General features: G+C 71.9%; 14 protein-coding genes. 4 read left to right on the forward strand and 10 right to left on the reverse strand.

Translation table 11 applies throughout. The features are described from left to right. Nucleotide 1: 1 nt before the first annotated feature. The 3 genes from BLV96_RS06960 to BLV96_RS06970 are packed head-to-tail and all read right to left on the reverse strand — an operon-like array spanning nucleotide 2 to nucleotide 4,547. Entirely contained in the window at nucleotides 2-1,240 is a 1,239-nt protein-coding gene (locus tag BLV96_RS06960) for a hypothetical protein (protein WP_086674620.1), read from the reverse strand. After that, nucleotides 1,237-2,712, reverse strand: coding sequence for a dynamin family protein (locus tag BLV96_RS06965; protein WP_086674619.1), 1,476 nt, complete (start codon nucleotides 2,710-2,712; stop codon nucleotides 1,237-1,239). Before BLV96_RS06965 ends, BLV96_RS06960 begins: the two co-directional genes overlap by 4 nt. Continuing rightward, the gene (locus BLV96_RS06970) at nucleotides 2,709-4,547 is read right to left on the reverse strand and encodes a dynamin family protein (protein WP_086674618.1); all 1,839 of its coding nucleotides are present in this window, start codon (nucleotides 4,545-4,547) and stop codon (nucleotides 2,709-2,711) included. The genes BLV96_RS06965 and BLV96_RS06970 overlap by 4 nt, the downstream gene beginning before the upstream one ends. 35 nt (nucleotides 4,548-4,582) lie before the next feature. On the opposite strand from BLV96_RS06970, the gene BLV96_RS50265 reads away from it, so the two are divergent. Beyond that, nucleotides 4,583-5,635: a hypothetical protein gene (locus BLV96_RS50265; protein WP_208608166.1), complete on the forward strand. Its 1,053-nt coding sequence runs from the start codon at nucleotides 4,583-4,585 to the stop codon at nucleotides 5,633-5,635. Between the two features lie 139 nt (nucleotides 5,636-5,774). Here BLV96_RS50265 and BLV96_RS06980 read toward each other — a convergent pair whose 3' ends face one another. The 3 genes from BLV96_RS06980 to BLV96_RS06990 all read right to left on the reverse strand — a co-directional run bounded on the left by BLV96_RS06980 (nucleotide 5,775) and on the right by BLV96_RS06990 (nucleotide 9,515). After that, on the reverse strand, nucleotides 5,775-8,339 hold the full coding sequence (locus BLV96_RS06980) for a helix-turn-helix transcriptional regulator (protein WP_244180088.1): 2,565 nt from the start codon (nucleotides 8,337-8,339) through the stop codon (nucleotides 5,775-5,777). Nucleotides 8,340-8,473: 134 nt separating this feature from the next. Continuing rightward, nucleotides 8,474-9,079: a hypothetical protein gene (locus tag BLV96_RS06985; protein ID WP_086674616.1), complete on the reverse strand. Its 606-nt coding sequence runs from the start codon at nucleotides 9,077-9,079 to the stop codon at nucleotides 8,474-8,476. A gap of 4 nt (nucleotides 9,080-9,083) precedes the next feature. Continuing rightward, nucleotides 9,084-9,515 carry an LppU/SCO3897 family protein gene (locus BLV96_RS06990; RefSeq protein ID WP_086674615.1) on the reverse strand — a complete coding sequence of 144 codons (432 nt, stop codon included), beginning with the start codon at nucleotides 9,513-9,515 and terminating at the stop codon, nucleotides 9,084-9,086. Nucleotides 9,516-9,644: 129 nt separating this feature from the next. On the opposite strand from BLV96_RS06990, the gene BLV96_RS06995 reads away from it, so the two are divergent. Then, the gene (locus BLV96_RS06995) at nucleotides 9,645-11,060 is read left to right on the forward strand and encodes a PI-PLC domain-containing protein (RefSeq protein WP_086674614.1); all 1,416 of its coding nucleotides are present in this window, start codon (nucleotides 9,645-9,647) and stop codon (nucleotides 11,058-11,060) included. Between the two features lie 4 nt (nucleotides 11,061-11,064). On the opposite strand, the gene BLV96_RS07000 is transcribed toward BLV96_RS06995, so the two are convergent. Continuing rightward, complete coding sequence (locus BLV96_RS07000; protein WP_086674613.1) at nucleotides 11,065-12,948, reverse strand: hypothetical protein; 1,884 nt, start codon at nucleotides 12,946-12,948, stop codon at nucleotides 11,065-11,067. A 199-nt stretch (nucleotides 12,949-13,147) separates the two neighbouring features. Between BLV96_RS07000 and BLV96_RS07005 the strand changes: the two genes are divergently transcribed. Continuing rightward, nucleotides 13,148-14,305 (forward strand): FAD-dependent monooxygenase, encoded by a 1,158-nt coding sequence (locus tag BLV96_RS07005; protein WP_086674612.1) that lies wholly within the window; start codon nucleotides 13,148-13,150, stop codon nucleotides 14,303-14,305. Here BLV96_RS07005 and metH read toward each other — a convergent pair. Beyond that, entirely contained in the window at nucleotides 14,287-17,910 is a 3,624-nt protein-coding gene (gene metH, locus BLV96_RS07010; protein ID WP_091388887.1) for a methionine synthase, read from the reverse strand. The genes BLV96_RS07005 and metH overlap by 19 nt on opposite strands. A gap of 300 nt (nucleotides 17,911-18,210) precedes the next feature. On the opposite strand from metH, the gene BLV96_RS07015 reads away from it, so the two are divergent. Then, nucleotides 18,211-19,068, forward strand: coding sequence for a TIGR03619 family F420-dependent LLM class oxidoreductase (locus BLV96_RS07015; protein ID WP_086680062.1), 858 nt, complete (start codon nucleotides 18,211-18,213; stop codon nucleotides 19,066-19,068). A 10-nt stretch (nucleotides 19,069-19,078) separates the two neighbouring features. On the opposite strand, the gene BLV96_RS07020 is transcribed toward BLV96_RS07015, so the two are convergent. Both BLV96_RS07020 and BLV96_RS07025 read right to left on the reverse strand, forming a co-directional pair. Beyond that, entirely contained in the window at nucleotides 19,079-20,260 is a 1,182-nt protein-coding gene (locus tag BLV96_RS07020; RefSeq protein ID WP_086680060.1) for a GNAT family N-acetyltransferase, read from the reverse strand. Nucleotides 20,261-20,590: 330 nt separating this feature from the next. Beyond that, the gene (locus tag BLV96_RS07025) at nucleotides 20,591-21,976 is read right to left on the reverse strand and encodes a sugar porter family MFS transporter (RefSeq protein WP_208608167.1); all 1,386 of its coding nucleotides are present in this window, start codon (nucleotides 21,974-21,976) and stop codon (nucleotides 20,591-20,593) included. Between the last annotated feature and the right edge of the window lie 187 nt (nucleotides 21,977-22,163).

A 22,163-nucleotide genomic window follows, 5' to 3' on the forward strand; every position in this document is an offset into this window, starting at 1 on the left:
GTCAGCCTCCGCCGGCGGTGTGCGCGTGGTCCAAGTTCGAGTGGTCCGCCGGAACCGCTTCGGGTTCCGGGTCCTCGTAGTGCTCGAAGGCAGAGTCGTGGTGCTCCGGCGGGCCGGGTGACTCCGCCGGGGGCGGATCGTGCGGCTCCGGCGGCGGATCGGGCAGGTGCCCCGCGTCCGGCACGTGTCCGGTGTCCGGCCGGTGGTCCGGCTCGGGGTGCCGCGGCGGCTCGAACGGGTGCTCCCGCTCCACCGGGTGGGTGCCGGTGACCTCACCGGCGTCGTGGTGCGCCGGTTCGCGGTCGGTGGCGAAGCTGTGCTTCACCACCGGGTGCTCGGCGAGCGTGTTCGACGCGGCCAGCGTCGTCGCCTCGACCGCGACCGGCTGCGGCACCGGGGTGTCCACAGTGGACGGCTGACGGCTGAACGTCACGACCGGCGCCGCCGGCGTCCCGGGCAACGCCGGTGCCGGCGCGGTGACCTGCGCGGTCACCGTCGCGCCGCGGCCCTTGTCGGCGATCACCTCGGTCTGGTGGATGGTCGGGCCGGCCGGCTCACCGAACGGGTCGTCGGCGCGCGCCTGCTGGTCCACGGTGACCCCGACGTCGATCCCGGGCGGCCCGGTCTCGGCCTCATCGAGCAGGACCGTCTCGTCCTGGAAGATCTCGATGTCGCCGTGCCCCGGCGCGTCCGGGGTGAGCTCGTAGGTCAGCGAACCCTGGTGCTCCACGGTGATCGTGCCGTCCGGGTTTTCGTGGATGACGACGTCGGCGTCCTGGACGATGTCGATGTCCGTGTCGCCCGGCGTCCCGTCCCCGGGGACGACGAGGTGCTGGTGGTCGGTGTACACCTCGTCACGGCCGTTGTTGTGCACCACGAACCGTTCGGTCGCGTCGATGATGAAGTTGCCGAACTCGTCCTCGTGGACCTCGATCTGCTCGAACTCCTCGACGGTCGGCAGGTCCTTCAGCGGCAGGCCGTCGGTCGTCTCCGGCTGCCAGACCGTGCCGGTCTGTGCCTCGACGTGACCGTCTTCGCCCCGGGTGACGCTGCTGGTCTCGACCTCGGGCACGTACTCGTGCGGCGGGACGTCGTGCGCGGTCTCCGCGGCGGCCGGCTGCGGCGGTGGCGCCGAGGCGCCGGGCGAGCCGGGGATGAGGGCGTTCCCGGCGACCTCAGACGCGACGGCGCCGGCGACGGCCCCGGCCGCCCGCTTGATCTTCTTCGGTACCTCGCTCACGACAGGACCTCCGCCCGGGCTTCGCTGAGCAGCATTCCTTCGCAGGTGCGCACCAGGACGCGGGCCGCGTCCCGGACGTCGCGCGGGGACGCGGGGTGCTCGGCGCGCCGCTGCCACCTCAGCAGCTGCGCGCCGAGCGCCTGCCGGACCGCGGCGCGGCCCGCGTCCGCCGGCAGGCCCAGCCGGCTCGGCACGTCCACCCCGGCCGCGCCGAGCAGCCGTTCCGCGTCGCGGGCCTCGTCGGTGGTGAACAGCACGACGCCGACCCGGATCGAGTCGATCAGCTGGATCTCGGCGAACTCGTGCGCGCCGGCGACGATCCGCTCCCACTCGTGCAGCAGCCCACCGGTGCGGTCCGGCCAGGCCCGCAGCACCAGTTCCACCGCCTGCAGCGCCGAGCGCGCCTTGAGGACGTCGGCGCGCGCGGCGAACTGGGACGTCAGCAGCGACCGCAGCCGGTGCAGGCCGCTGCGGGCCAGCAGCTCGCCCGACAGCGCCCGCGCGCCGGTCACGTGGCCGCCGCCGGTCAGCTCGATCCCGAGGCGGACGCCGAAGAGGCCGTAGCGGGCCAGCAAGTCCGCCCGCCCGGCCGCCGGAACGTCCACTTCGGACTCCGCGCGGGCGAACCGGTCGGCCGAGGTCAGCAGCCGCGCCACCTCGGCCTCGGGGGCGGCGGCGAGCACCCGGAACGCGCGGTACTCGGACTCCTTCAGCGACGCCGCCGAGCTGGCCAGCAGGCCGGCCACCGGGACGACGGTCTGGCAGAGCCCCCGCACCCGGGGGTCGCGGGCGTAGCGGCCGGCGATCTTCTCCGCCGAGTCGAGCGCGTCGGTGCGGGCGTGCCCGACCTCGTCGGCCTTGGACAGCACGCCGATCGTGTTCACCGGGCGGCGCTGGGCCGGGTCGTCGTGGAAGGCGTCGAGGAACCGGACGTCGTCGCCGTGGACGTGCCGCATCAGGTACACGACGGCGTCCGCGGTGCCGACGCCGTCGCCCTCGGGGACCAGCGCGGCCTCGGTGCGCCCGGAGACGGCCGCGCGCGCCGAACCGAGCCCGGGCGTGTCGATCAGCGTCACCGCGCGCAGGGCGGGCGACGGCCAGTCGACGACGAGCCGGTCGACGTCGTCGGGGGCCATGCCGAGCTCGAGGCCGAGCGTGCCGGACAGGCGGCCGAACGGCAGCTGGCGCGGGATCCCGCGGACCGGGTGCAGCATGATCCGGTAGGTCGGGCCGTTGCGGTACCACGTGACGACGCGGGTGCACTCCCCCGCGTCCGTCGCCGCCAGTTCCTGCCCGACCAGGGCGTTGAGCAGCGTGGACTTGCCCGCCTTGACGCGCCCGGCGATGGCCACGCGCAGCGGCTCGGCGAGCCGGCCGGCGATCTGCCGCAGCTGCGGCTCGGCCGGCGTACCGGCGTACCCGGCGCACGCGCGGGCGACGAACCCGCGGACCTGGACGTAGAGCGGGGTCATCGGGCCACCGCCTTGGGCCGCGGCGCGCTGCGGACGGTCAGTTCGTCCGCGCGACGGCCGAGTACTTCGAGGGCTTCGATGTCGGCTTCGAGGCGTTTGAGCTCGGCCGCCTCGGCGTCGTCGTCGACGACGGCCTTCTTGGCGTTCGCGAGTGCCTCGGTGAGGGACCGCTGGAGTTCTTCGACGCGGGCACTGTAGGCGTCGCGGAGTTCTCTTTGGACGGTCCGCATCGCGTCGCGGGAATCCTTGCCCACCTGGAGGTTGAACTCGTCGACGAACCGGCGCACGGCGGTCTTCGCCAGGCCGCGGCGCTTTTCCAGCTGGCGCTTGCGTTCGTCGAGGAAGCCGGAGCGGCCCATGAGCAGGCCGGCCGCGACCCCGAACGGCGTCGGGATGGCCAGCGCGGCCATCTTCGTGAGCATGGAGAACATGAGGAATCCGCTGTAGGCCTTCTGGAACGCGGCCATCCCGGTGGCGCCGCGGGTCTTGACGCCGGTGAACGACGAGTCGATGTCGATCTCCTCGACCACCTTCACCGGCGCCTGGACCTCGCGCGGCAGCACGGCTTGGGACTCCGCGAGTTCGAAGTGTTCGGCGACGCGCGAGGCCAAGCCGCGGGCGTCCTTGACGAAGGTCGCGTAGTTCTCGAGGGTCTCGTTCGCGAGCCGCTGGCGCAGCCACTTCTCGAACTCGTCCCAGTTCTTGGCGGGGTCGCCGTCCTCGATGGCCTCTTCGGCCTCGTGCAGCACGCCGCGGGAACGGGCGCGCAGGTCGTAGTCCACATCGGACGAGATGTCGGCGAAACCGTCGAAGAGCAGCTGCTGCCACTTCGCGGACTGGCTGCGCAGCGCGTCGACGCGGTCGTTGACCCGGCCGAGCTCCGCGACGAGCGCGGTGGACTGCTCGGGGTGCGCGAGTGCGGTGCGGCGGGCGCGCAGCGAGGCGTGCAGCTGCCCGACCGCGGACCCGACGTGCAGCCCGACGGCGTTCAGCGCGGACCGTTCGGCGTCCCCGACGACGCCCTGCAGGCGCTTGACCAGCTGCGGGAAGCCAGATTCGACGTTGAGCTCCTGGTCGGCCGACCGCGCCGCGACGGTGCGCAGCTCGGAGGAGACGGCGACGGTGTCGATGGCGATCCCGCACGCGTCGAGGTGGCCGGCGTTGAGCTCGAGGATGCGCCGCCAGTGCGGGTAGAGGTCGATCTTGGTGAGGACGAAGAAGACCGTCGGGCAGAGTTCCTTGACGGTCCGGAGGAACCGCAGTTCGGCGCCGGTGAGCTCCTGCGAGGCGTCGGAGAGGAAGAGGACGGCGTGCGCCTGCGGCAGCGAGCTGACGGTGACGGCGTTGTGCAGCGAGCCGAGCCCGCCGACGCCGGGCGTGTCGACCAGCGCCAGGCCCCCGGAGAGCAGCTGGCGGCTGATCGACGCCGTGACCGACTTCAGCTTGCGGACGTTGCCGGGGTTCCCGGCTTCGGAGACGTGGGCAGGGAGGTCTTCGAGGGAGATCCGCTCGGTCCACGGCGGCGACGACGGGTCGGCCGGTTCGTAGGTCGCCAGAGCCCCGGACTCCGGCGCGTAGCGGACGACGGTCGGCACCGCGGTCGCGATGTCGTCGTCGACCGGGCAGATCTTCGCGGTCAGCAGGGCGTTGATGAGCGAGCTCTTGCCCTGCTTGAATTCCCCGACGACGTAGACGGTGACGTCCGGTTCGGACAGCAGGCGCCGGGCGTCGGTGAGGCGCTGGACGAGATCGTCCCGCCCGTAGGCCTTCGCTCCCTTGACGGCGAGGTCGAGGGTGTCGAGGGCGATGCGCCCCCCGCCACTCGGCTCCTGCATGACCGCTCCCCTTGCTTGCCTACGCCGGCTCAGTAGTGGTCGACGTCGTGGTGGTGGTGCTCGGCGCCGTGGTCGTGGTGGTGCTCCTCGGCGCGGTGGTGCTCGTGCTCGTGGCCGTGGTGTTCGTGGGAGGCCTGTTCGTTGAACTGGTCGCCGCCGTGGCCGTGGGCTTGTTCGTTCTGGAAGATGTTGCCGTGGCCGCCCGTGCTGGCCTGCTCGTTGAACTGATTGCCGCCGTGGCCACCGGAACCCTGCTCGTTCTGGAAGATGTTGCCGTGGCCGCCCGTGCTGGCCTGCTCGTTGAACTGGTTCCCACCGTGGCCACCCGAGCCCTGCTCGTTCTGGAAAATGCTCCCGTGGCCACCCGTGCTCGCCTGCTCGTTGAACTGGTTCCCACCATGACCGCCGGAACCCTGCTCGTTCTGGAAAATGCTCCCGTGACCGCCGGTCGAGGCCTGCTCGTTGAACTGGTTCCCACCGTGACCACCGGAACCCTGCTGGTTCTGGAAGATGTCCCCACCGCGGCCACCCGTGCTCGCCTGCTCGTTGAACTGGTTCCCACCGTGGCCACCCGAGCCCTGCTCGTTCTGGAAGATGTCTCCCACGCCGCCGCCGGTGGACGCCTGCTCGTTGAACTGGTTCCCGCCGTGCCCGCCGGAACCCTGCTCGTTCTGGAACACGTCACCGTGGTGGCCGGCCGACGCCTGCTCGTTGAACTGGTTGCCGCCGCGGCCGGAGCCTTGCTCGTTCTGGAAGATGTCACCACGGCCACCCGTGGAGGCCTGCTCGTTGAACTGGTTCCCACCGTGCCCGCCCGAGCCCTGCTCGTTCTGGAAGATGTCACCACGGCCACCCGTGGAGGCCTGCTCGTTGAACTGGTTCCCACCGTGACCACCGGAACCCTGCTCGTTCTGGAAGATGTCACCACGGCCGCCGGTCGAAGCCTGCTCGTTGAACTGGTTGCCCCCACCGGAGCCCTGCTCGTTCTGGAAGATGTTCCCCGAGCCCCCCGTCGAAGCCTGCTCGTTGAACTGGTTCCCACCGGAACCGCCGGAACCCTGCTCGTTCTGGAAAACGTCGCCCGATGAAGTCGTCATCGTGTGCACTCCTGACATTCGGATCGGTGAAGCCCGCGCCCCTCCGTTGTCATCCAGTCTCGGTCCGGAAAGCCGCCGGGTCATGAGTAGCGCCCTACTCGGCTTCCGCGCAGCCTCGGCGTGGATCTACCTATGGACCGTCGCCGGGACTACTCCCCGACACCAGCGGCCCTACCACCGAAGCCAGCTCGCGGCGGCCGGAAATACCCAGCTTCGCGTAGACCCCGTGCAGCACGTTGTCGACCGTCCGCACCGACACCACCAGCCGGTCCGCCACCGCTCGGCTCGTCAAGCCCGTCGCCACCAAGCGGGCGATCTCCAGCTCCCGGACCGTCAGGTCGAGTGGCGTGTCCAAAAGAGACAAGGCCGGTGTGGCAGCGTCCTCACAGGACGACAACCACGCCCGCGCGCGCTGGGCCGAGGTGGCCGCGCTGCCGTTCTTGCCCTCCGCGCGATACGCCCGCGCTGCCTGGGCCGACGCCTCCGCCGCCAGCAATCGCGCGCCGACGTCCGCGAAAGACGCCGCCACCGCGTCCAATGCCGAAGCGTCCGAGAAAGCCGCTGCGTGGGCCGAATACAGCTCCGCCATCCCGCCCGCCGACGGGATCTCCCCCGGGTCGGCGCCGAACCTCAGCAAGTCGTGGCGGATCTCCGCCGCGACCGCGAGCCGGCCGTCCGACGAAGCGGCCGATGCGGCCGACGCCCCCAGCGAAGAAGCGCGCGACAGCTCGCCCCGCGCCGCGGCGACCCATGCGCCGTCCCAGTCGCCGAGTGGCTCCGTCACCCGGCCGCTCATCGCCGTCGCCCGGACCAGCGCTGCCGCGACGGCCGGGCGGAACTCGTGCGGCTGGTCGTGCGCGTCGGCCGCCAAGGCCTCGCGCAGCCAGCGGATCGCGCCGCGGACGTTGCCGTACGCGAGCGCCACCGTCCCGAGCGACGCCGCCGCGCCCGCCACCGCCGGGCCCCACCGGTCGCGGACGGCGTCGCGGTAGTCGTCGCCCGCCAGGTCTTCGGCCTCCTCGAGCCGGCCCGCCCGGCACAACGCCACGATCCGCGCGTGTTCCAGCCGGACCCGCGCCCCGGGTGCGGAGGCGTCCGAGATCCGCGACGCGATCGCCAGCCCTTCGTCGACGACGCCGAGGCACGCCTCCGTCCGTCCGGTCGAGGCCAGGGCCCCGGCCGCGACGACCAGCGCCGAGAGCCGCAGCGCGTCGCCGCGCCGGTTGCGGTCCAGCACCGGTCCGAGCAGTTCCAAGGCCGCGCGCGACGCGCCGGAAGCGGCAAGAAGCGCCGCCCGGGCCGTCACGAGGTCGTCCTGGGTACCGGACACGGCCGTCTCCGCGGTGTCCAGGACCGCTGACGCCTCCGCGAACCGGTTCAGGCCGAACGCCAGGTTCCGCGCCCGCGTGGCCGCGACGCGGGCGTGCTGCGCGTCGGACACCGTTTCGCCCGCCAGTTCGGACAGCAGCGAGTCCGCGTCGGCGTGCCGGCCGCCCGCGATCCGGACCTGGGCGAGCAGGAACTTCGCGCCGAACCCGCCGTCCATCCGGACGGCTTCCGCCGCCAGCTGCTCGGCTTGCGGGAAGTCCTTGCGCAGCAACGTTTCCGCCGCCGCCCGGACCAGCTGCGGTTCGGTCGGCAGCCCGGCGGCCAGCCGCCACCGCACCAGCCGCGGCTTGTCCTCGGCACGCCGGGCGCCGGTGAGGTCCAGGGTCTGCGCGAGGATCCGGTAGGTGTCGCGCTGGCGCAGCGGCGACGTCCGGCGGCGGATCACCTCGGCGTAGAGCGGGTGCGCCAGCCGGACGTTCAGCCGCCGCCCGGTCCGTTCGGACACGACCAGCCCGGCCTGCTCGGTCGTGGCGAGGACGCGCGCGGCCCCGAGCCGCACCAGCGGTTCGCAGCCCAGCGGCTCCCCGAAGGCGAGCAGTTCCAGCAACCGCCGCTCGTCGGCGTCGACCCGGTCGGTGCGGGTTTCGATCAGCTCGACCAGCCGCGGCGTCGCCGCGAGCGCCCCGCTCCACCGCCACACGCCGTCCGCGGCCGACAGCGAACCGCTGTCGAGGCCGCCCTGCACGAGCTCGCGCAGGAACAGCGGGTTGCCCAGCGTCAGGCCCCACAGCCGGTGTTCGGCGCCGTCGTCGAGCCGTCCGTTCAGGACCGCGGTGATCAGCTCGGTGGTCTGCGGGCGGGTCAGCTCGCCGACGTCGAGCCGCTCGGCGACGCGGTCCTTCCACATCGCGAACACCGGGTCGGGCACGCTCACGCCGTGCGGCGCGATGACGAGCACGAACGCCGACGCCGTCGCGGCCAGCTGGTGCACGAGGGTCGCGGACAGGTCGTCGAGCAGGTGCGCGTCGTCGACGCACAGCACCAGCCGGCGCCCCTCCGCGCCGCGGGTGAGGTGGCCGGCGACCTGGTTGAGCCGGTGCGCGCGGTCCCCCGAGCCGTCCGCGCTGCCCGGCAGCAGGTGGGCGAACGCGCCGAACGGGATCGTCGACGCCGAGGACATCGCACGCACCCAGTGCGTGCGCGCGCCGCCGGCGGCCAACTCGGCCAGCAGCACCTTGGCCAGCCGGGTCTTGCCGGCGCCCGCGCGGCCGGTCAGCAGCAGCCCGCACACCTCGGGATCGGCCAGCGCCCGGCGTGCGAACGCCAGTTCCTGTTCGCGGCCGACCAGCGGCCAGTCGTTCGCCACACCCACTGCCTCCCCAACCCCTCACGGGCTTTCCGCGCCCGCGCACACTCGTTCCTCGGATAATGAGCGCGCACGGCGCCGCGGAGTACCGAATCCGCGCGACTATTCGATAAGAATTTCGATCCGGAAATACGTTATTCCCGGTTTTCCGGTGATTCTTTTTCCTGCGCCACCATCATTCCTACGACGCGCGGCAGCACCACCGCGTTCCAGCCGGCCATGGCCGTGACGAGTTCCGGTTCCGGGCCGCCGGTCCACACGCGCACCTGGCCGGCGCGCAAGTCGCTGCCCAGCACGCCGGCCCACGGCACCTTCGGCGCGAACCACCGCCACCGGCGCAGCCCTTCGGCGTCCGCGTCGATCCGCCACCGCCCGCCCCCGCCGAACCGGGCGGTGGCGCCGGCGGCGATCGCGTCGACCGCGGCCCGCGCGATCCGCGGGCAGGCCGCCGACTCGACCAGCTCGACCAGCTGCCGCCACGTTTCGCGCGCGTGCGCCAGTTCTTCGCGGCCGAAGGCGTCGAACACGAACCGGCTCCGCACCGGGCCGCACGCCAGGCCCAGCGCGTAGCTGGCCTGGCGCGGCCGGGCCGCCGCGTCGTAGGCGACCCGGTCGACCTCGGCCAGCGGGAAGACGCGGTCACCGATCACGATCACGTCGCCGGCCGCGGCGAGCGTCCGCCCGCCGCTGCGGACCAGGATCTCGCCGGAGCCGGTGAACGAGAACTTCCCGGCGGCCATCGCGCTACTTGCCGGTCTTCGCCAGGCAGAGCACGACGCCGGTCTCGCCCTCCTTGCCCTGCCAGAACACTTGGTCGGCGTCCGGGTACGGCGTGCACGCGCTGATCTGCGCCTCGATCTGCGTCTTGTCTTCGACGCGCGCGACGACCTTGAGCGTCGCCTCGGGTGTCCCGCAGTCGACGATCTTCACGTAGTTCTCGCCGCTTTCGGTGACGCAGTTGCCGACCTGGGCGTTCTCGCCGTAGGACCGGCTGGCCACCCAGACCAGCGCGAGGACCGCGGCGACCAGGATCAGGAACACGGTGAGCACGATCTTCTGCCGCCGCTTGGACTTCTTCGGCGCGGCGGCGGGTGGCTGCGCCGGGCCGGGCACCCCGGCCTGCGGCGGCACGGGTCCGGTCGGCTCCGGGAACTGGGGTCCTCCCGCGTAGGTCATGACGTTCCTCCCTCGATGTCCAGCTGTCCCCTCCTGGGCGTTCCACCCGTGTTCCACGGTGTTCCACCCGGAGTTGAGGCTCCTTCGCCAAGATGGGACGGCCCCGTTCCCCGACGTGAGGACCCGAGGATGACTAGACTGCCCGCACTGGCCGCTCTTGCGATGGGCACCGCAGCGCTGACCACCGCCGCGCTCCTGACCGGCGGGACCGCCGAAGCCGCGAGCCCGCCGTTCACCGCGTCGGTCTTCCGCGCGACGCACAACAGCTACTCGGGCAGCGTCGACGGCGCGAAGAACTCGATCGCCTACCAGCTCGACCACGGTGTGCGGTTCATCGAGTACGACATCCACGACAACGGCTACGCGACGAACCACGACTACGGGGTCGGCCACGACTCGCCCGGCAACGCCGTCGACCACAGCGGCGGCAACCCGGCGTCGAACAACCTGCGCGACTGGCTGTCGGTGGTGAACACCTGGTCCGCGGCCCACCCGTCGGCCGCGCCGATCGTCGTCATGCTCGACCTGAAGGACAACCTGACCGACAACGCGAACTTCGCGGCGGGCAACCTGACCGCCGTCAACCAGGAGCTGGAGTCGGTCTTCGGCAGCCGGCTGCTGCGGGCGCAGGACTACCCGGCCGGCTCGCCGACCGTGGACGCGCTGCGCGGACGCGTGCTGCCGCTGCTGTCCGGCGACGGCGGCAGCCGCTCCGAGTACAAGCGAGACGTCGGCTACCACCCGGCCGTCGCGCTCAACGGCCGCGGCCAGATCGTCGAGGTGCACGACTCCGGCGGCGGCGCGCTCTGGTACTGGACCGGCACCTACGGCGCCGACGGCCGCGTCACCTGGCTGCGGCACGGGAAGTACGACAGCGGCCAGACCCCAGCGGTCGCGCTCAACGACAATGGCGACCTCGTCGAGGTCCACCAGTCCCAGACCGCGACCACGCTCTGGTACCACGCCGGGAAGCTCGGCAGCGACGGCGAGATCACCTGGCAGGACAGCCACCAGTACGACAACGGCGTCCAGCCGACGATCGCCTTCACCGACGCGACGCACGTCCGGGAGATCCACCAGAGCCAGAGCAGCAGCCAGAACTGGACGTGGAACGGCGCGCTCGCCGGCACGACGGTCACGTGGACCGGCAACGCCAAGACGTCGGACGCGCGGTACGCCAAGGACACGGCCACCAACGGCACCCGGCGCGTCAAGGTGTGGACGGGCGCGGACGGCCCGACGCCGTCGAACACCCTGCGCGTGGACACCGCGAGCGTCACCGGGGACCGGATCCGCTACCGGCAGGTCGCGTTCGACGAGTTCCAGAAGGGCGACAGCGCGGAGCTGCAGCAGGGCGCGCTGTTCTACGGGGCGCCCGCGACGGAGTCGGCGTTCATCACCTCGGCCCGCCAGTCGGGCAAGCTGGTCCGCGGCTGGGACTTCGACTCGGCGAGCGACGCGACGACGCCGCTCGCGAACTACCCGGCGACGAACCACCCGTACGACGCCTGGTACCAGACCGTGGTGGCCGGCGCGGTCGAGTAGGCGCTCAGGTGGGGCGGTAGGAGCAGCGGGTGCCGGTGTGGACGCCGTCGCGCAGGACGCCGCCGATCACGGCGTCCGCCGCGGCGATCCGCGTCAGCGCGCGGCGGATCGCCTTGCCCACGGCGATCCGCGCCTTCTCCTCCGCGCCCGCGAACTCGCGGACGCGGCCCGCCAGCCCGGCGGCCGCCGACAGCTCGCCCAGCAGCCAGTCGCGTTCGGTGCGGACCTGCTCCGCCCGGCCCGCGTCGTGGTTGGCCTCGTGCTCGTCGAGCTCGGCCTCGAGGTTCGCGAGCCAGCGCCGGTAGTGCGCGGTCGCCTCCCGGTCGAGCACCGGCTGCGCGGACGTCGCCTCGGCCACCACGCCGTGCGCCAGCTCGACGGCGGTCAGCTCGTGGCCCGGGTTGTCCAGCAGCGTCGCGAGGTAGCCCATGCCGACGCTGTGCTCGACCAGCGCGGAGCGCCCGTCCAGGACGAAGAGCCAGTGGCCGCCCTGGCGGCGGCACGTGACGCGCCGGTTCCCACCCCCGGTGGCGAAGCCGGGCAGCACCATCCCGAGCTGCCCGGCCTCCCGCGTCGCCGCGGCCAGTTCCCGCGCGGCTTCGGCCGAGGCCGGCCCCAGCGCCTGCGCGAGCCGGGCGCGTGACAGCGCCGCGGCCGGCCAGTGCGCCAGCGCGAGGTTGTCGCGCACCGCCGCCCGGAAGTGCTCCGCGGCGCGTCCGGGCTCGCCCACGGTCAGCATCGCGACGCCCAGCGCGTGCTGCACCGAGCCGAAGCAGGCGACGCCGAGGCTCGCCGTCATCGGCAGCCGCGCGAACGGCGTCAGCAGCGCGTACGCGGCCCGCGCCGATTCGACGTCGGCGATCAAGTACGCGGACTCGACGATCCCGTACATCGACACGAGCCAGCTGCTCGACCGCGGCAGCAGCGCCAGGTCCCGGCCGCGCAGCCGGGCCAGCGCCCCGGCGGCCTCGCGCTCGTCCCCGGCGGCCGCGGCGGCGACGGCCAGCCCGGCGATCAGCGCGTTGTCGACGGCGCTCAGCGTCGGCGAATGGACGGTCTCCCGCAGCATCGGCAGCAGTTCGGCGACGCGGCCCTGGTACCAGCGGACCGCCCCGACCTGCGCGGTGTACCAGCCGATCGCGTCGGCGTCGCCGGCCTGTTCGCCGCGCAGCGCGCACGCCGCGGCCCGGTTTTCGGCCTCTTCGAACCGGCCGGCGCGGATGGTGAGCATGACGTCGATCGCGTCGAGCACGAACCCGACCGCGAGGTGGTCGCGCTCGGCCAGCAGGCCGCGCAGGTCGGCGAGCCCGCGCTGGGCGTGCGGGTCGCCGTCGAGGAAGAGGTCGACCGTGCGCCACAGCATCCCCATCAGCAGGTCGCTGCGGCGGTCGGTGCGGAAGCCCTCGGTGATCAGCTCCTGGGCGAGCGCGCGGCGCTGGCCGCCGTGGTCGGGCCCGAGCAGGCAGTGGTGGGCGAGGCTGGCGGACTCGGCCCAGGCGACCGGGTCGCCCGCGCGCTTGGCCTCTTCGAGCACGGCGAGAATCTCGTTGCTCTCCCCCGCCACGTAGTCGGCTTCGCCCGCGAGGCGGGCTTTGAGCCGCAGGGCCAGCGACGATCCCGGGTCGACGGCGGTCCGCGCACCGCGCAGCCGCGCCTGCAGCAACGCCGCCGCGGGCGCGCTCCGGTGTTCGTGCACCCACAGCCCGGCCAGGCCCAGCGCGGCGCGCGCCATCCCCGGCCCGTCGCACCCGGCCTCCGCGGCCCGGTACGCCCGGTCGAACCACTCCCGGCCGGCGCGCAGGTCGCCGTCGGCCTCGAGTGCGCGCTCCCCGTTGCGCAGCAGCTCGCCGAGCGCGGTGGCCGCCGGTCGCGTTTCGCTGTCCAGCATCGCCGCCCCCTCTCCCCCGGGAAATGGTGCCCGCGCGACCGGCCGGGGTCAACGTGCGAAAACCACCGGGAAACCCCTGGTCACGGCCGGGAATTTTCCGCCGTCACGGTCCGCGCGCGGTCCATTCGCGACAGTCGCTGACGGCCGCCGTCAGCGCTTCGCCAGGGGTCGGTAAGCCGTCCTCGCGATGCTCTGCGGCATGAAAAAGCTGACTGTCCTGATCTCCGGCGCGAGCATCGCCGGACCCGCCCTCGCCCTGTGGCTGGCCCGCTACGGCTGCACCGTCACCGTCGTCGAACGCGCGCCTTCGGTGCGCCCCGGCGGCCAGTCCGTCGACTTCAAGGGCGCCACCCACCGGACCGTGCTGGAGCGCATGGGCCTGCTCGACGACGTCCTGGCCCGCCAGACCGGCGGCACCGACCAGACCATCATCGACGCCGCCGGGCGGGCCCAGGCCGTGATCCCGGGCGAGTTCACCGGCGGCGACATCGAGATCCGCCGCGGCGACCTCGCCGACCTCCTGTACGAGCGCACCGCCGGGGACTGCGAGTACCTCTTCGGCGACACCATCACGGCGCTGACCGAGACGCCCGACGGCGTCGACGTCACCTTCGCCCACGCCGAGCCGCGCCGGTTCGACCTCGTCGTCGGCGCCGACGGCATCCACTCGAACGTCCGGCGGCTGGCCTTCGGCCCGGAACACGACTACGTCCGCTTCCTCGGCCACTACTACGCCCTCGCCGAGCTGGGCGACCAGATCGGCGGCGGCGACGCCGTGATGTACAACGAGCCGGGCCGGATGGCCGCGGTCGGCGGGCCGAAGGCGTCGGCGTTCCTGGTCTTCGCTTCGCCCGAGCTGGACTACGACCGCGGCGACACCGCCACGCAGCGCAAGCTGGTGGCCGAGGCCTACCGCGACACCGGCTGGCGGGTGCCCGAACTGATCGCGAAGCTGCCCGACGCCCGCGAGTTCTACCTGGACTCGCTCGCCCGCGTCACGATCGACCACTACTCCCGCGGCCGGGTCGTCCTGCTCGGCGACGCCGCCTACGGCAACACCCTCGGCGGCTTCGGCACCGGCCTCGCGGTCGTCGGCGCGTACGTGCTCGCCGGCGAGCTCCGCAAAGCGGACGGCGACCACCGCGTCGCCTTCGCCCGCTACGAAGACCAGCTCCGGCCCTACGCCAAGGTCTCGCAGCGCGGCAGCGCGGGTCCGTTCCTCGCACCGCCGTCACCGCTGCGGATCAAGCTGCGGGACTGGACGTTCAAGTCCCGCTTCCTGCTGGGCCTGATGCTCAAGGCGACCGACAAGTTCGCCACGGACATCGAACTCGAGGACTACGCCTCGGGCTCGTAGGCCAGGTTCGGCCGCAGCCACTGCTCGACCTCGGCGACCTCGACACCCTTGCGCCGGGCGTAGTCCTGGATCTGGTCGAGCCCGAGCCGGCCGACGGTGAAGTACCGCGCGTCCGGGTGGGCGAAGATCAGCCCGGACACGCTCGCCGCCGGCGTCATCGCGAACGACTCGGTCAGGTCCATGCCCAGCCGGCCGGATTCGAGCAGTTCGAACAGCTCGCGCTTCTGGCTGTGGTCGGGGCTGGCCGGGTAGCCCAGCGCCGGGCGGATGCCGCGGAAGCGCTCCGCGTGCAGGTCGGCCAGCACCGGCTCGGCGTCCGGCTCGAACCAGTCGCGCCGGGCCCGCAGGTGGATGTGCTCGGCGAAGGCCTCGGCGAGCCGGTCGGCCAGCGCCTTGACCATGATCGCGCGGTAGTCGTCCTGCTGGGCCTCGTACTTCGCCGCCAGCGCTTCCGCGCCGTGGATCGCGACCGCGAACCCGCCGAGGTGGTCGCCTTCCGGGGCGATGTAGTCGGCGAGGCAGCGGTTGGCGCGGTCCTCCGGCTTCGACGTCTGCTGGCGCAGCATCGGGAACCCGACGGGGGCGAACTCGCCGTCGAGCAGGATGTCGTCGCCCTCGCTGTGCGCCGGCCAGAACGCGTACGCGCCCTTCGCCGTGAAGCTGCCGGTGGCGATGATCTGGTCGAGCAGCTTGTTGGCGTCGTCGAACAGCTCGCGGGCGACCGGCTGGTCCAGGATCGCCGGGTACTTGCCCTTGAGCTGCCAGGCCAGGAACAGGAACTGCCAGTCGATCATCTCGCGCAGTTCGGTGATCGAGGGCTCGACGACGCGGGAGCCGGTGAACAACGGCGTCGGCAGGTCGGCGAACACGACCTGCTCGCGGTTGAGCCGCGCCTGCTCGATCGTGAGCATCGGGCGGCGCTGCTTGCTCGCGTGCTGCTCGCGCAGCACCTCCTGGTCGGCGCGGTTCTTCTCGGCGAGCGCGATCGAGCGGTCCGGGTCGAGCAGGTCGGACACCACGCCGACGACGCGGGAGGCGTCCAGGACGTGGACCGTCGCGTTGTCGTAGGCGGGCGCGATCTTGACCGCGGTGTGCTGCCGGGACGTCGTCGCGCCGCCGATCAGCAGCGGCAGCTTGAGCCCGCGCCGCTGCATCTCGGCGGCGACCGCGACCATCTCGTCCAGCGACGGCGTGATCAGCCCGGACAGCCCGACCGCGTCGGCACCTTCGGTGACCGCGGTGTCGAGGATCTTCGCGGCGGGCACCATCACGCCGAGGTCGATCACCTCGTAGTTGTTGCAGCCGAGCACGACCCCGACGATGTTCTTGCCGATGTCGTGGACGTCGCCCTTCACCGTGGCGAGCACGACCTTGCCCTGGCCGCCCTTCGACGGGAGCCGGCCCTCCTGGCGCGCCTTCTCCTTCTCCGCCTCCATGAACGGCTCCAGGTAGGCGACGGACCGCTTCATCACGCGGGCGCTCTTGACGACCTGCGGCAGGAACATCTTGCCGGAGCCGAAGAGGTCGCCGACGATCTTCATGCCGTCCATCAGCGGGCCTTCGATGACGTCGAGGGGCCGCGCCATCTGCTGCCGCGCCTCTTCGGTGTCGTCCTCGATGTAGTCGACGATCCCGTGCACCAGCGCGTGGGACAGCCGCTCGCCGACCGTGCCTTCGCGCCACGAGAGGTCCACGACGCGCTTGGTGCCGCTGCCCTTGACGTTCTCGGCGAAGCTCACCAGCCGGTCGGTGGCGTCCTCGCGGCGGTCGAACAGCACGTCCTCGACCAGTTCGAGGAGCTCCTTCGGGATGTCCTCGTAGACGGCGAGCTGGCCCGCGTTGACGATGCCCATGTCCAGGCCGACCTGCATGGCGTGGAACAGGAACGCCGAGTGCATCGCCTCGCGCACGATGTCGTTGCCGCGGAAGGAGAACGACAGGTTCGAGATGCCGCCGGAGATGTGGACGCCGGGACAGCGTTCCTTGATCCGGGGCAGCGCGTCGATGAACGCCTTCGCGTAGCCGTTGTGCTCGGCGATGCCGGTGGCGACGGCGAGGACGTTCGGGTCGAAGATGATGTCCTCGCCCGCGAAGCCCGCCTTCTGCGTCAGCAGGTCGTACGCGCGGCCGCAGATGTCGACCTTGCGGTCGGCGGTGTCGGCCTGGCCCGTCTCGTCGAACGCCATCACGACGACGCCGGCGCCGTAGTTGCGGATCGTGCGGGCCTGGGCCAGGAACGGCTCCTCGCCCTCCTTGAGGCTGATCGAGTTGACCACGCCCTTGCCCTGCAGGCAGCGCAGGCCGGCTTCGAGCACGGTCCACTTGGAGCTGTCGACCATCACCGGGATCCGGGCGACCTCGGGCTCGGTGGCGATGAGGTTGAGGAAGGTCGTCATCGCCTCCTCGCTGTCGAGCAGGTCGGCGTCCATGTTGACGTCGAGGAGGTTGGCCCCGCCGCGGACCTGCTCGAGGGCGACGTCGACGGCGGCCTGGTGGTCGCCGGACTCGATGAGCCGCCGGAACCGCTTGGAGCCGGTGACGTTGGTGCGCTCGCCGATCATCACGAACCCGGTGTCGGCGCCGATGCCGAACGGCTCGAGCCCGCTGAACCGCGTGTGGGTGCGCGGTGCCGGCACCTCCCGCGGGCCGACGTCCTTCGCGGCGGCGGCGATCTTCGCGATGTGCTCCGGGGTCGTGCCGCAACAGCCGCCGACCAGGTTGACCAGGCCGTCGCGGGCGAACCCGCCGATCAGCCCGGCGGTCTCCTCGGGCGTCTGGTCGTAGCCGCCGAACGCGTTGGGCAGCCCGGCGTTCGGGTGGCAGGCGACGTAGGCGTCGGCGATCCGGGCGAGCTCCTCGACGTGCGGGCGCATCTCCTCGGCGCCCAGCGAGCAGTTCACACCGACGACCAGCGGTTTCGCGTGCTCGATCGAGCTCCAGAACGCCTCGACCGTCTGGCCCGAGAGCGTCCGGCCGCTCAGGTCGACGATGGTGACCGAGATCCACAGCGGCAGGTCGGGCGCGACCTCGCGGGCGGCGGCGATCGCGGCCTTGCAGTTGAGCGTGTCGAAGATCGTCTCGATCAGCAGCAGGTCGACGCCACCCTCGGCGAGCCCGGCGATCTGCTCGGCGTAGGCGGCCTTGACCTGCTCGAACGTGACGGCGCGGTAGGCCGGGTCGTCGACCTTCGGCGACAGGCTGAGCGTGACGTTCAGCGGGCCGATCGAGCCGGCGACGAACTTGCCGCCGGCCTCGTCGGCGGCCTGGCGGGCCAGCTGCGCGCCGCGGACGTTCATCTCGTGGACGTACTCCTGCAGCCCGTAGTCGGCCTGGCCGATGCTCGTGGCGGTGAAGGTGTTCGTCGTGGTGATGTCCGCGCCGGCCTCGAGGTACTGGCGGTGGACGTCGAGGATGACGTCCGGGCGGGTGAGGTTCAGCAGGTCGGGGTCGCCGGTGACGTCGTGGGTGTGCTCGCCGAAGCGGTCGCCGCGGTAGTCGGCCGGGGTGAGCCCGGCGCCCTGCAACATGGTGCCCCAGGCGCCGTCGAGTACTGCCACGCGGCTGTCCAGCAGCGCTCGCAGCCGGCTGGTGGGATTTTGACTCATCAGCGCCCTCCCTCGTCCGGGAGGCGCCCTTGGTGCGGTGGATCGGGTCGAGCGTGGCGGACCCCGTGGTCCGTTGCAGCGCCTCTCGGCCCGCGGACCAGGATAGTGGAACCGGCACCCGGCTGGCCATCCCGCCCCGGCCGAGGGTCCACGATCTGGGACACCGGCCGCGACCGTCCACAATGGAGCACCGCGTCCACCCTGCACCTCCGCCACCGAATCCTCCTCGCCCCGGCGGCGGCGCTCACCTCATCGACTGCCCACCTTGAAAACTGAAACACGTTCTAATACGCTCCTCGCGTGGACTACGGAATCGTGCTGTTCACCAGCGACCGGGGCATCACCCCGGCGGCCGCGGCGCGTGCCGCGGAGGCCGCCGGGTTCGCCACCTTCTACGTGCCCGAGCACACGCACATCCCGGTGAAACGCGAGTCGCCGCACCCGCGCACCGGCGACGCGTCCCTGCCCGACGACCGCTACAGCCGCACCCTCGACCCCTGGGTCGCGCTGGCGACGGCGGCCGCGGTGACGTCGCGGATCCGGCTGTCCACGGCGGTGGCCCTGCCGGTGGAGAGCGACCCGATCACCCTGGCCAAGACGATCGCGAGCCTCGACCACCTCTCCGGCGGGCGCGTCACGCTCGGGACGGGCTTCGGCTGGAACGTCGACGAGCTGACCGACCACGGCGTCCCCGGCAACCGCCGGCGCACGGCGCTGCGGGAGTACCTCGAAGCGATGAGTGCACTGTGGACGGAGGAAGAGGCCTCCTACGCCGGGGAGTTCGTCTCGTTCGGGCCGAGCTGGGCGTGGCCGAAGCCGGTCCAGGCGCACATCCCGGTGCTGCTCGGCGCCGGCCCGACGGAGAAGACGTTCCGCTGGATCGCCCGCCACGCCGACGGCTGGATCACCACCCCGACCGACTCCGACCTCGACGGGCACGTGGCTCTGCTGAAGGAGATCTGGTCCGCCGAAGGGCGATCGGGCGCGCCACGGATCTGCGCGCTCGGGGAACGTCCCGACCCGGACCGGTTGGCGCACCTGGATTCCCTCGGCGTCACCGAGACGATCTTCGGCCTGCCGGACCGTTCGCCGGACGAGGTCGAGGCGTGGGTCGGGCGGCTGGCCGGCAAGCTCGGGCTCGCGGTCGCCGCTTCCTGACGGGCCCGCGTCAGAACCAGTGCAGGCAGTGCGGGGCTCGCTCGGCGCGGAAGAGCGTGTCGGCGAGCGCGGCGGCGTCCGGATGGTGGACGCGGATGTGCCCGGCCCGCGCGAGCGTGCTCGGTGCGACCCCGCCGAGGTACACCGAGCCCAGGTCGCTCACGTCGAGGGAAAGGTCCGGCTCCCGATCGGTCGCGACACACTCGCCTTTGCCGTCCCGGACCGTGAGCAGGTAGCGGCCCCGCTCGCCCCGGAACGGGTCGTCGACGTCGAGGACGAGGTCGCCGTCGGCCGGCCAGGCGCGGGCCGTCAACGCACGCGGGACGTCCAGGAGGCGCACCCACAGCCAGTCCGTCTCGTCGCTCACCTCGGCCGCGCGGAAGTCCGCCAGCTGCCAGCGCAGCGGGTGGTCCGGCGGGCAGTGCCGGAACACGACGCGGGTGCTCAGGTCGTGGTCGAGCAGGAACCGGGCCAGCGCCGTCGTCACGGCGTCGTCGGCGGCGATCGTCTCGTCGACCGTCAACGTGCCGTCGAGCAAGTAGGTCGCGTACCCGTCCGGGAGGCCGTCGGCGTCGCGGTGCAGGGCGACGTACCGCGGGGCCGCGGAGATCGGCGCTTGTCCCGCGCCGCGGGCCCACCAGTGGGGCGGCCGGGACAACGCACCGGGCCGGGCCCGGCGGTACCGGTCGTAGACCTCCTCCAGGAGATCGCCGCACTCGGCGCGCCGCAGCACCTCGATCGAGCCCGCCGGGACTGCGGTGCGCCGCGGGGCGGCGCGGAGCCGGTCCACCGTCAGCCGGTGCGTGGTGGTCGCCGGGCCGTAGCCGAACCTGCGGTAGATCACGGCCTCGCTGGCCAGCAGCACGGACAGGAACTCCCCGCGCGCCCGCGCGTCGGCGTGCTGGTGGCGCATCATCGCGGTGAGCGCGCCCCGGCGCCGGTGCGAGGGCAGGACGCCGACGGCGGTCACACCTCCGGCCGGGACGACGACTTCTCCGGGCAGCGTCAGCTCGAAGGAGTAGACGGCCGCCGTGCCGACGCGCCGTCCTTCCGGCGTCACGGCGAACAGGGCGCGGTCCATCTCCAGCGACGACCAGACGCGGTCGCCTTCGGCCGGGAAGCGCCCGAACGCGGCGAAGAGCGTTTCGATGAACGTGTCGCGGTCGTGCTCGGCGGTGGGGCGGATCTCCATCGGGGCACAGTGCCGGGCCGGAGCACCGGTGGGCAAGCGAAATAACGCGGCGGGGCCTTTGCGTCCCTGAACACGTCGGCGGCGTGCCGTGTTTCTCCGCCACCCCGAAGCGCCATTGTGACTACGGCCGGCAACACCGCGTCAAGGCGGGAAAGATGCCTTGACCCGGCGCTGCCGGCCGTGTTCTGGCTTCGGATCGGGGTTGCGGGGGGCCTGGGTTTCGATGGTGCTCGGGTTCTCGACTGGCCCTCGCCTGAGCAATCGCTATCGCGAAATAACGCGGCGGGGCCCGACGTCGCCGTCGGGCCCCGCCGCGGTGACCCCCCCGGGTCAGCTCTTGGCCGCGACCCCCTGTCGCGCCCGGAGGTCGAGCTCGATCTGCTCCAGCGAACGCCCCTTGGTCTCCGGTACGAGCCACTTCGTGAGCACGAACAGCACCACGTTGATGCCGGCGAACAGGAACATCGAACCGCCGATGCCGAGCGACTTCGGGTCGGAGATGATCGGGAACACCGCGCTCACGATGCCGGTCGCGGCCCAGAGGACGACGCTGCTGACGCCCATGCCCGCCGCGCGGAACTTCAGCGGGAACACCTCGGACATCATCACCCAGACGACCGCGCCCCAACCGAGCTCGTAGCCCACCAGGTACAGCACCATCATCACCAGCATCAGGATGCCGCGCGTGCCGGTGTCGTGGACGTTCAGCACGACGAGGCCGGCCGCCACCAGCGTGATCACCATGATGACGTTGCCGATGAGCAGCAGCGGCTTGCGGCCCCAGCGGTCCACCACGAACACGACCCACGCGGTGAACAGGAACTTCGTCACGCCCAGCAGGACACCGGACAGCAGCGCGGCCTGCGTCGCGAAGCCGAGGCCGATCAGCATCGTCGGGAAGTACGCGTTGATCGCGTTGACGCCGCTGAACTGCTGGCCGATCGCGAGCAGCAGGGCCACGACGAGCATCGGGCGCACGAAACCGGAGAACAGGTCGCGCAGCCGCGGCTTCTCCTCGGTGTCCAGCCGGATGACCTCGTTGATCGTGTTGATCTCTTCGTCGAGGTTCACCGAGTTGCCGTGCGCGCTGGCCAGGACCCGCCGGGCTTCCTCCTCACGGCCGTTCTTCACCAGCCAGCGCGGGGTTTCCGGCAGGAACACCAGCCCGACGAGCAGGATCGCGGCGGGCACGATGGCGCCGGCGAACATCCACCGCCACGCCGATACCGGGCCGAGCCAGTAGCTGACCAGGAACGCGATCAGAATGCCGAGCACGATGAAGATCTGGTTCAGCGCGCCCATCGCGCCGCGCAGCCGGGCCGGCGCGAGCTCGGACAGGTACGTCGGCACGGTCGACGACGACAGGCCGATGCCGAGACCGATGATCAGCCGGGAGATCACCAGCAGCGCGAACGTCGGCGAGAACGTCGCGGCGAGGGTGCCGACGATGACGATCGCCGCGGCGACCATGATCGTGCGGCGGCGGCCGAGTGCTTCGTTGGTGCGGCTGGAGAACAGCGCGCCGACGATGGCACCGACCGACAGGCTGGCGGTGATCACGCCCTTGTCCCAGCTGGTCAGGGCCCACAGTTTCCCGATGAACGGGAGCACCCCGGAAATCACGCCGAGGTCGTAGCCGAACAAGATGCCGCCGAGCGCGCCGAAGAAGTACAAGGTGGTTCGGCTGATGTGCCGCGCCGGGGCTGTCTGCGTCATTGCCGGGTCGCCTCTTTCGTAGGTCCAGTCCAGCCAGCGGCCACCACACTCACACGCCGGAAAAAACCGGGCAAGACAGTCCTTGATAACGATTCAGAAACCTGATCGACGTTCACATATGTGATACCGGTTGGCGCACAACGTTGCTCCGTCCGCCACACCCTCCTTTCCGGCCCCGAATCGGTAC

This window comes from Amycolatopsis pretoriensis, from assembly GCF_900107925.1.
Taxonomy (GTDB): domain Bacteria; phylum Actinomycetota; class Actinomycetes; order Mycobacteriales; family Pseudonocardiaceae; genus Amycolatopsis; species Amycolatopsis pretoriensis.

What these genes read in the sequence shown, in the direction of transcription:
- BLV96_RS06985 (WP_086674616.1), bottom strand. Translation starts at nt 9,079, where the DNA reads ATGGCCGCCGGGAAGTTCTCGTTCACCGGCTCCGGCGAGATCCTGGTC.
- metH (WP_091388887.1), bottom strand. Translation starts at nt 17,910, where the DNA reads ATGAGTCAAAATCCCACCAGCCGGCTGCGAGCGCTGCTGGACAGCCGC.
- BLV96_RS06970 (WP_086674618.1), bottom strand. Translation starts at nt 4,547, where the DNA reads ATGCAGGAGCCGAGTGGCGGGGGGCGCATCGCCCTCGACACCCTCGAC.
- BLV96_RS07020 (WP_086680060.1), bottom strand. Translation starts at nt 20,260, where the DNA reads ATGGAGATCCGCCCCACCGCCGAGCACGACCGCGACACGTTCATCGAA.
- BLV96_RS06965 (WP_086674619.1), bottom strand. Translation starts at nt 2,712, where the DNA reads ATGACCCCGCTCTACGTCCAGGTCCGCGGGTTCGTCGCCCGCGCGTGC.
- BLV96_RS06995 (WP_086674614.1), top strand. Translation starts at nt 9,645, where the DNA reads ATGACTAGACTGCCCGCACTGGCCGCTCTTGCGATGGGCACCGCAGCG.
- BLV96_RS07025 (WP_208608167.1), bottom strand. Translation starts at nt 21,976, where the DNA reads ATGACGCAGACAGCCCCGGCGCGGCACATCAGCCGAACCACCTTGTAC.
- BLV96_RS06990 (WP_086674615.1), bottom strand. Translation starts at nt 9,515, where the DNA reads ATGACCTACGCGGGAGGACCCCAGTTCCCGGAGCCGACCGGACCCGTG.
- BLV96_RS07000 (WP_086674613.1), bottom strand. Translation starts at nt 12,948, where the DNA reads ATGCTGGACAGCGAAACGCGACCGGCGGCCACCGCGCTCGGCGAGCTG.
- BLV96_RS07005 (WP_086674612.1), top strand. Translation starts at nt 13,148, where the DNA reads ATGAAAAAGCTGACTGTCCTGATCTCCGGCGCGAGCATCGCCGGACCC.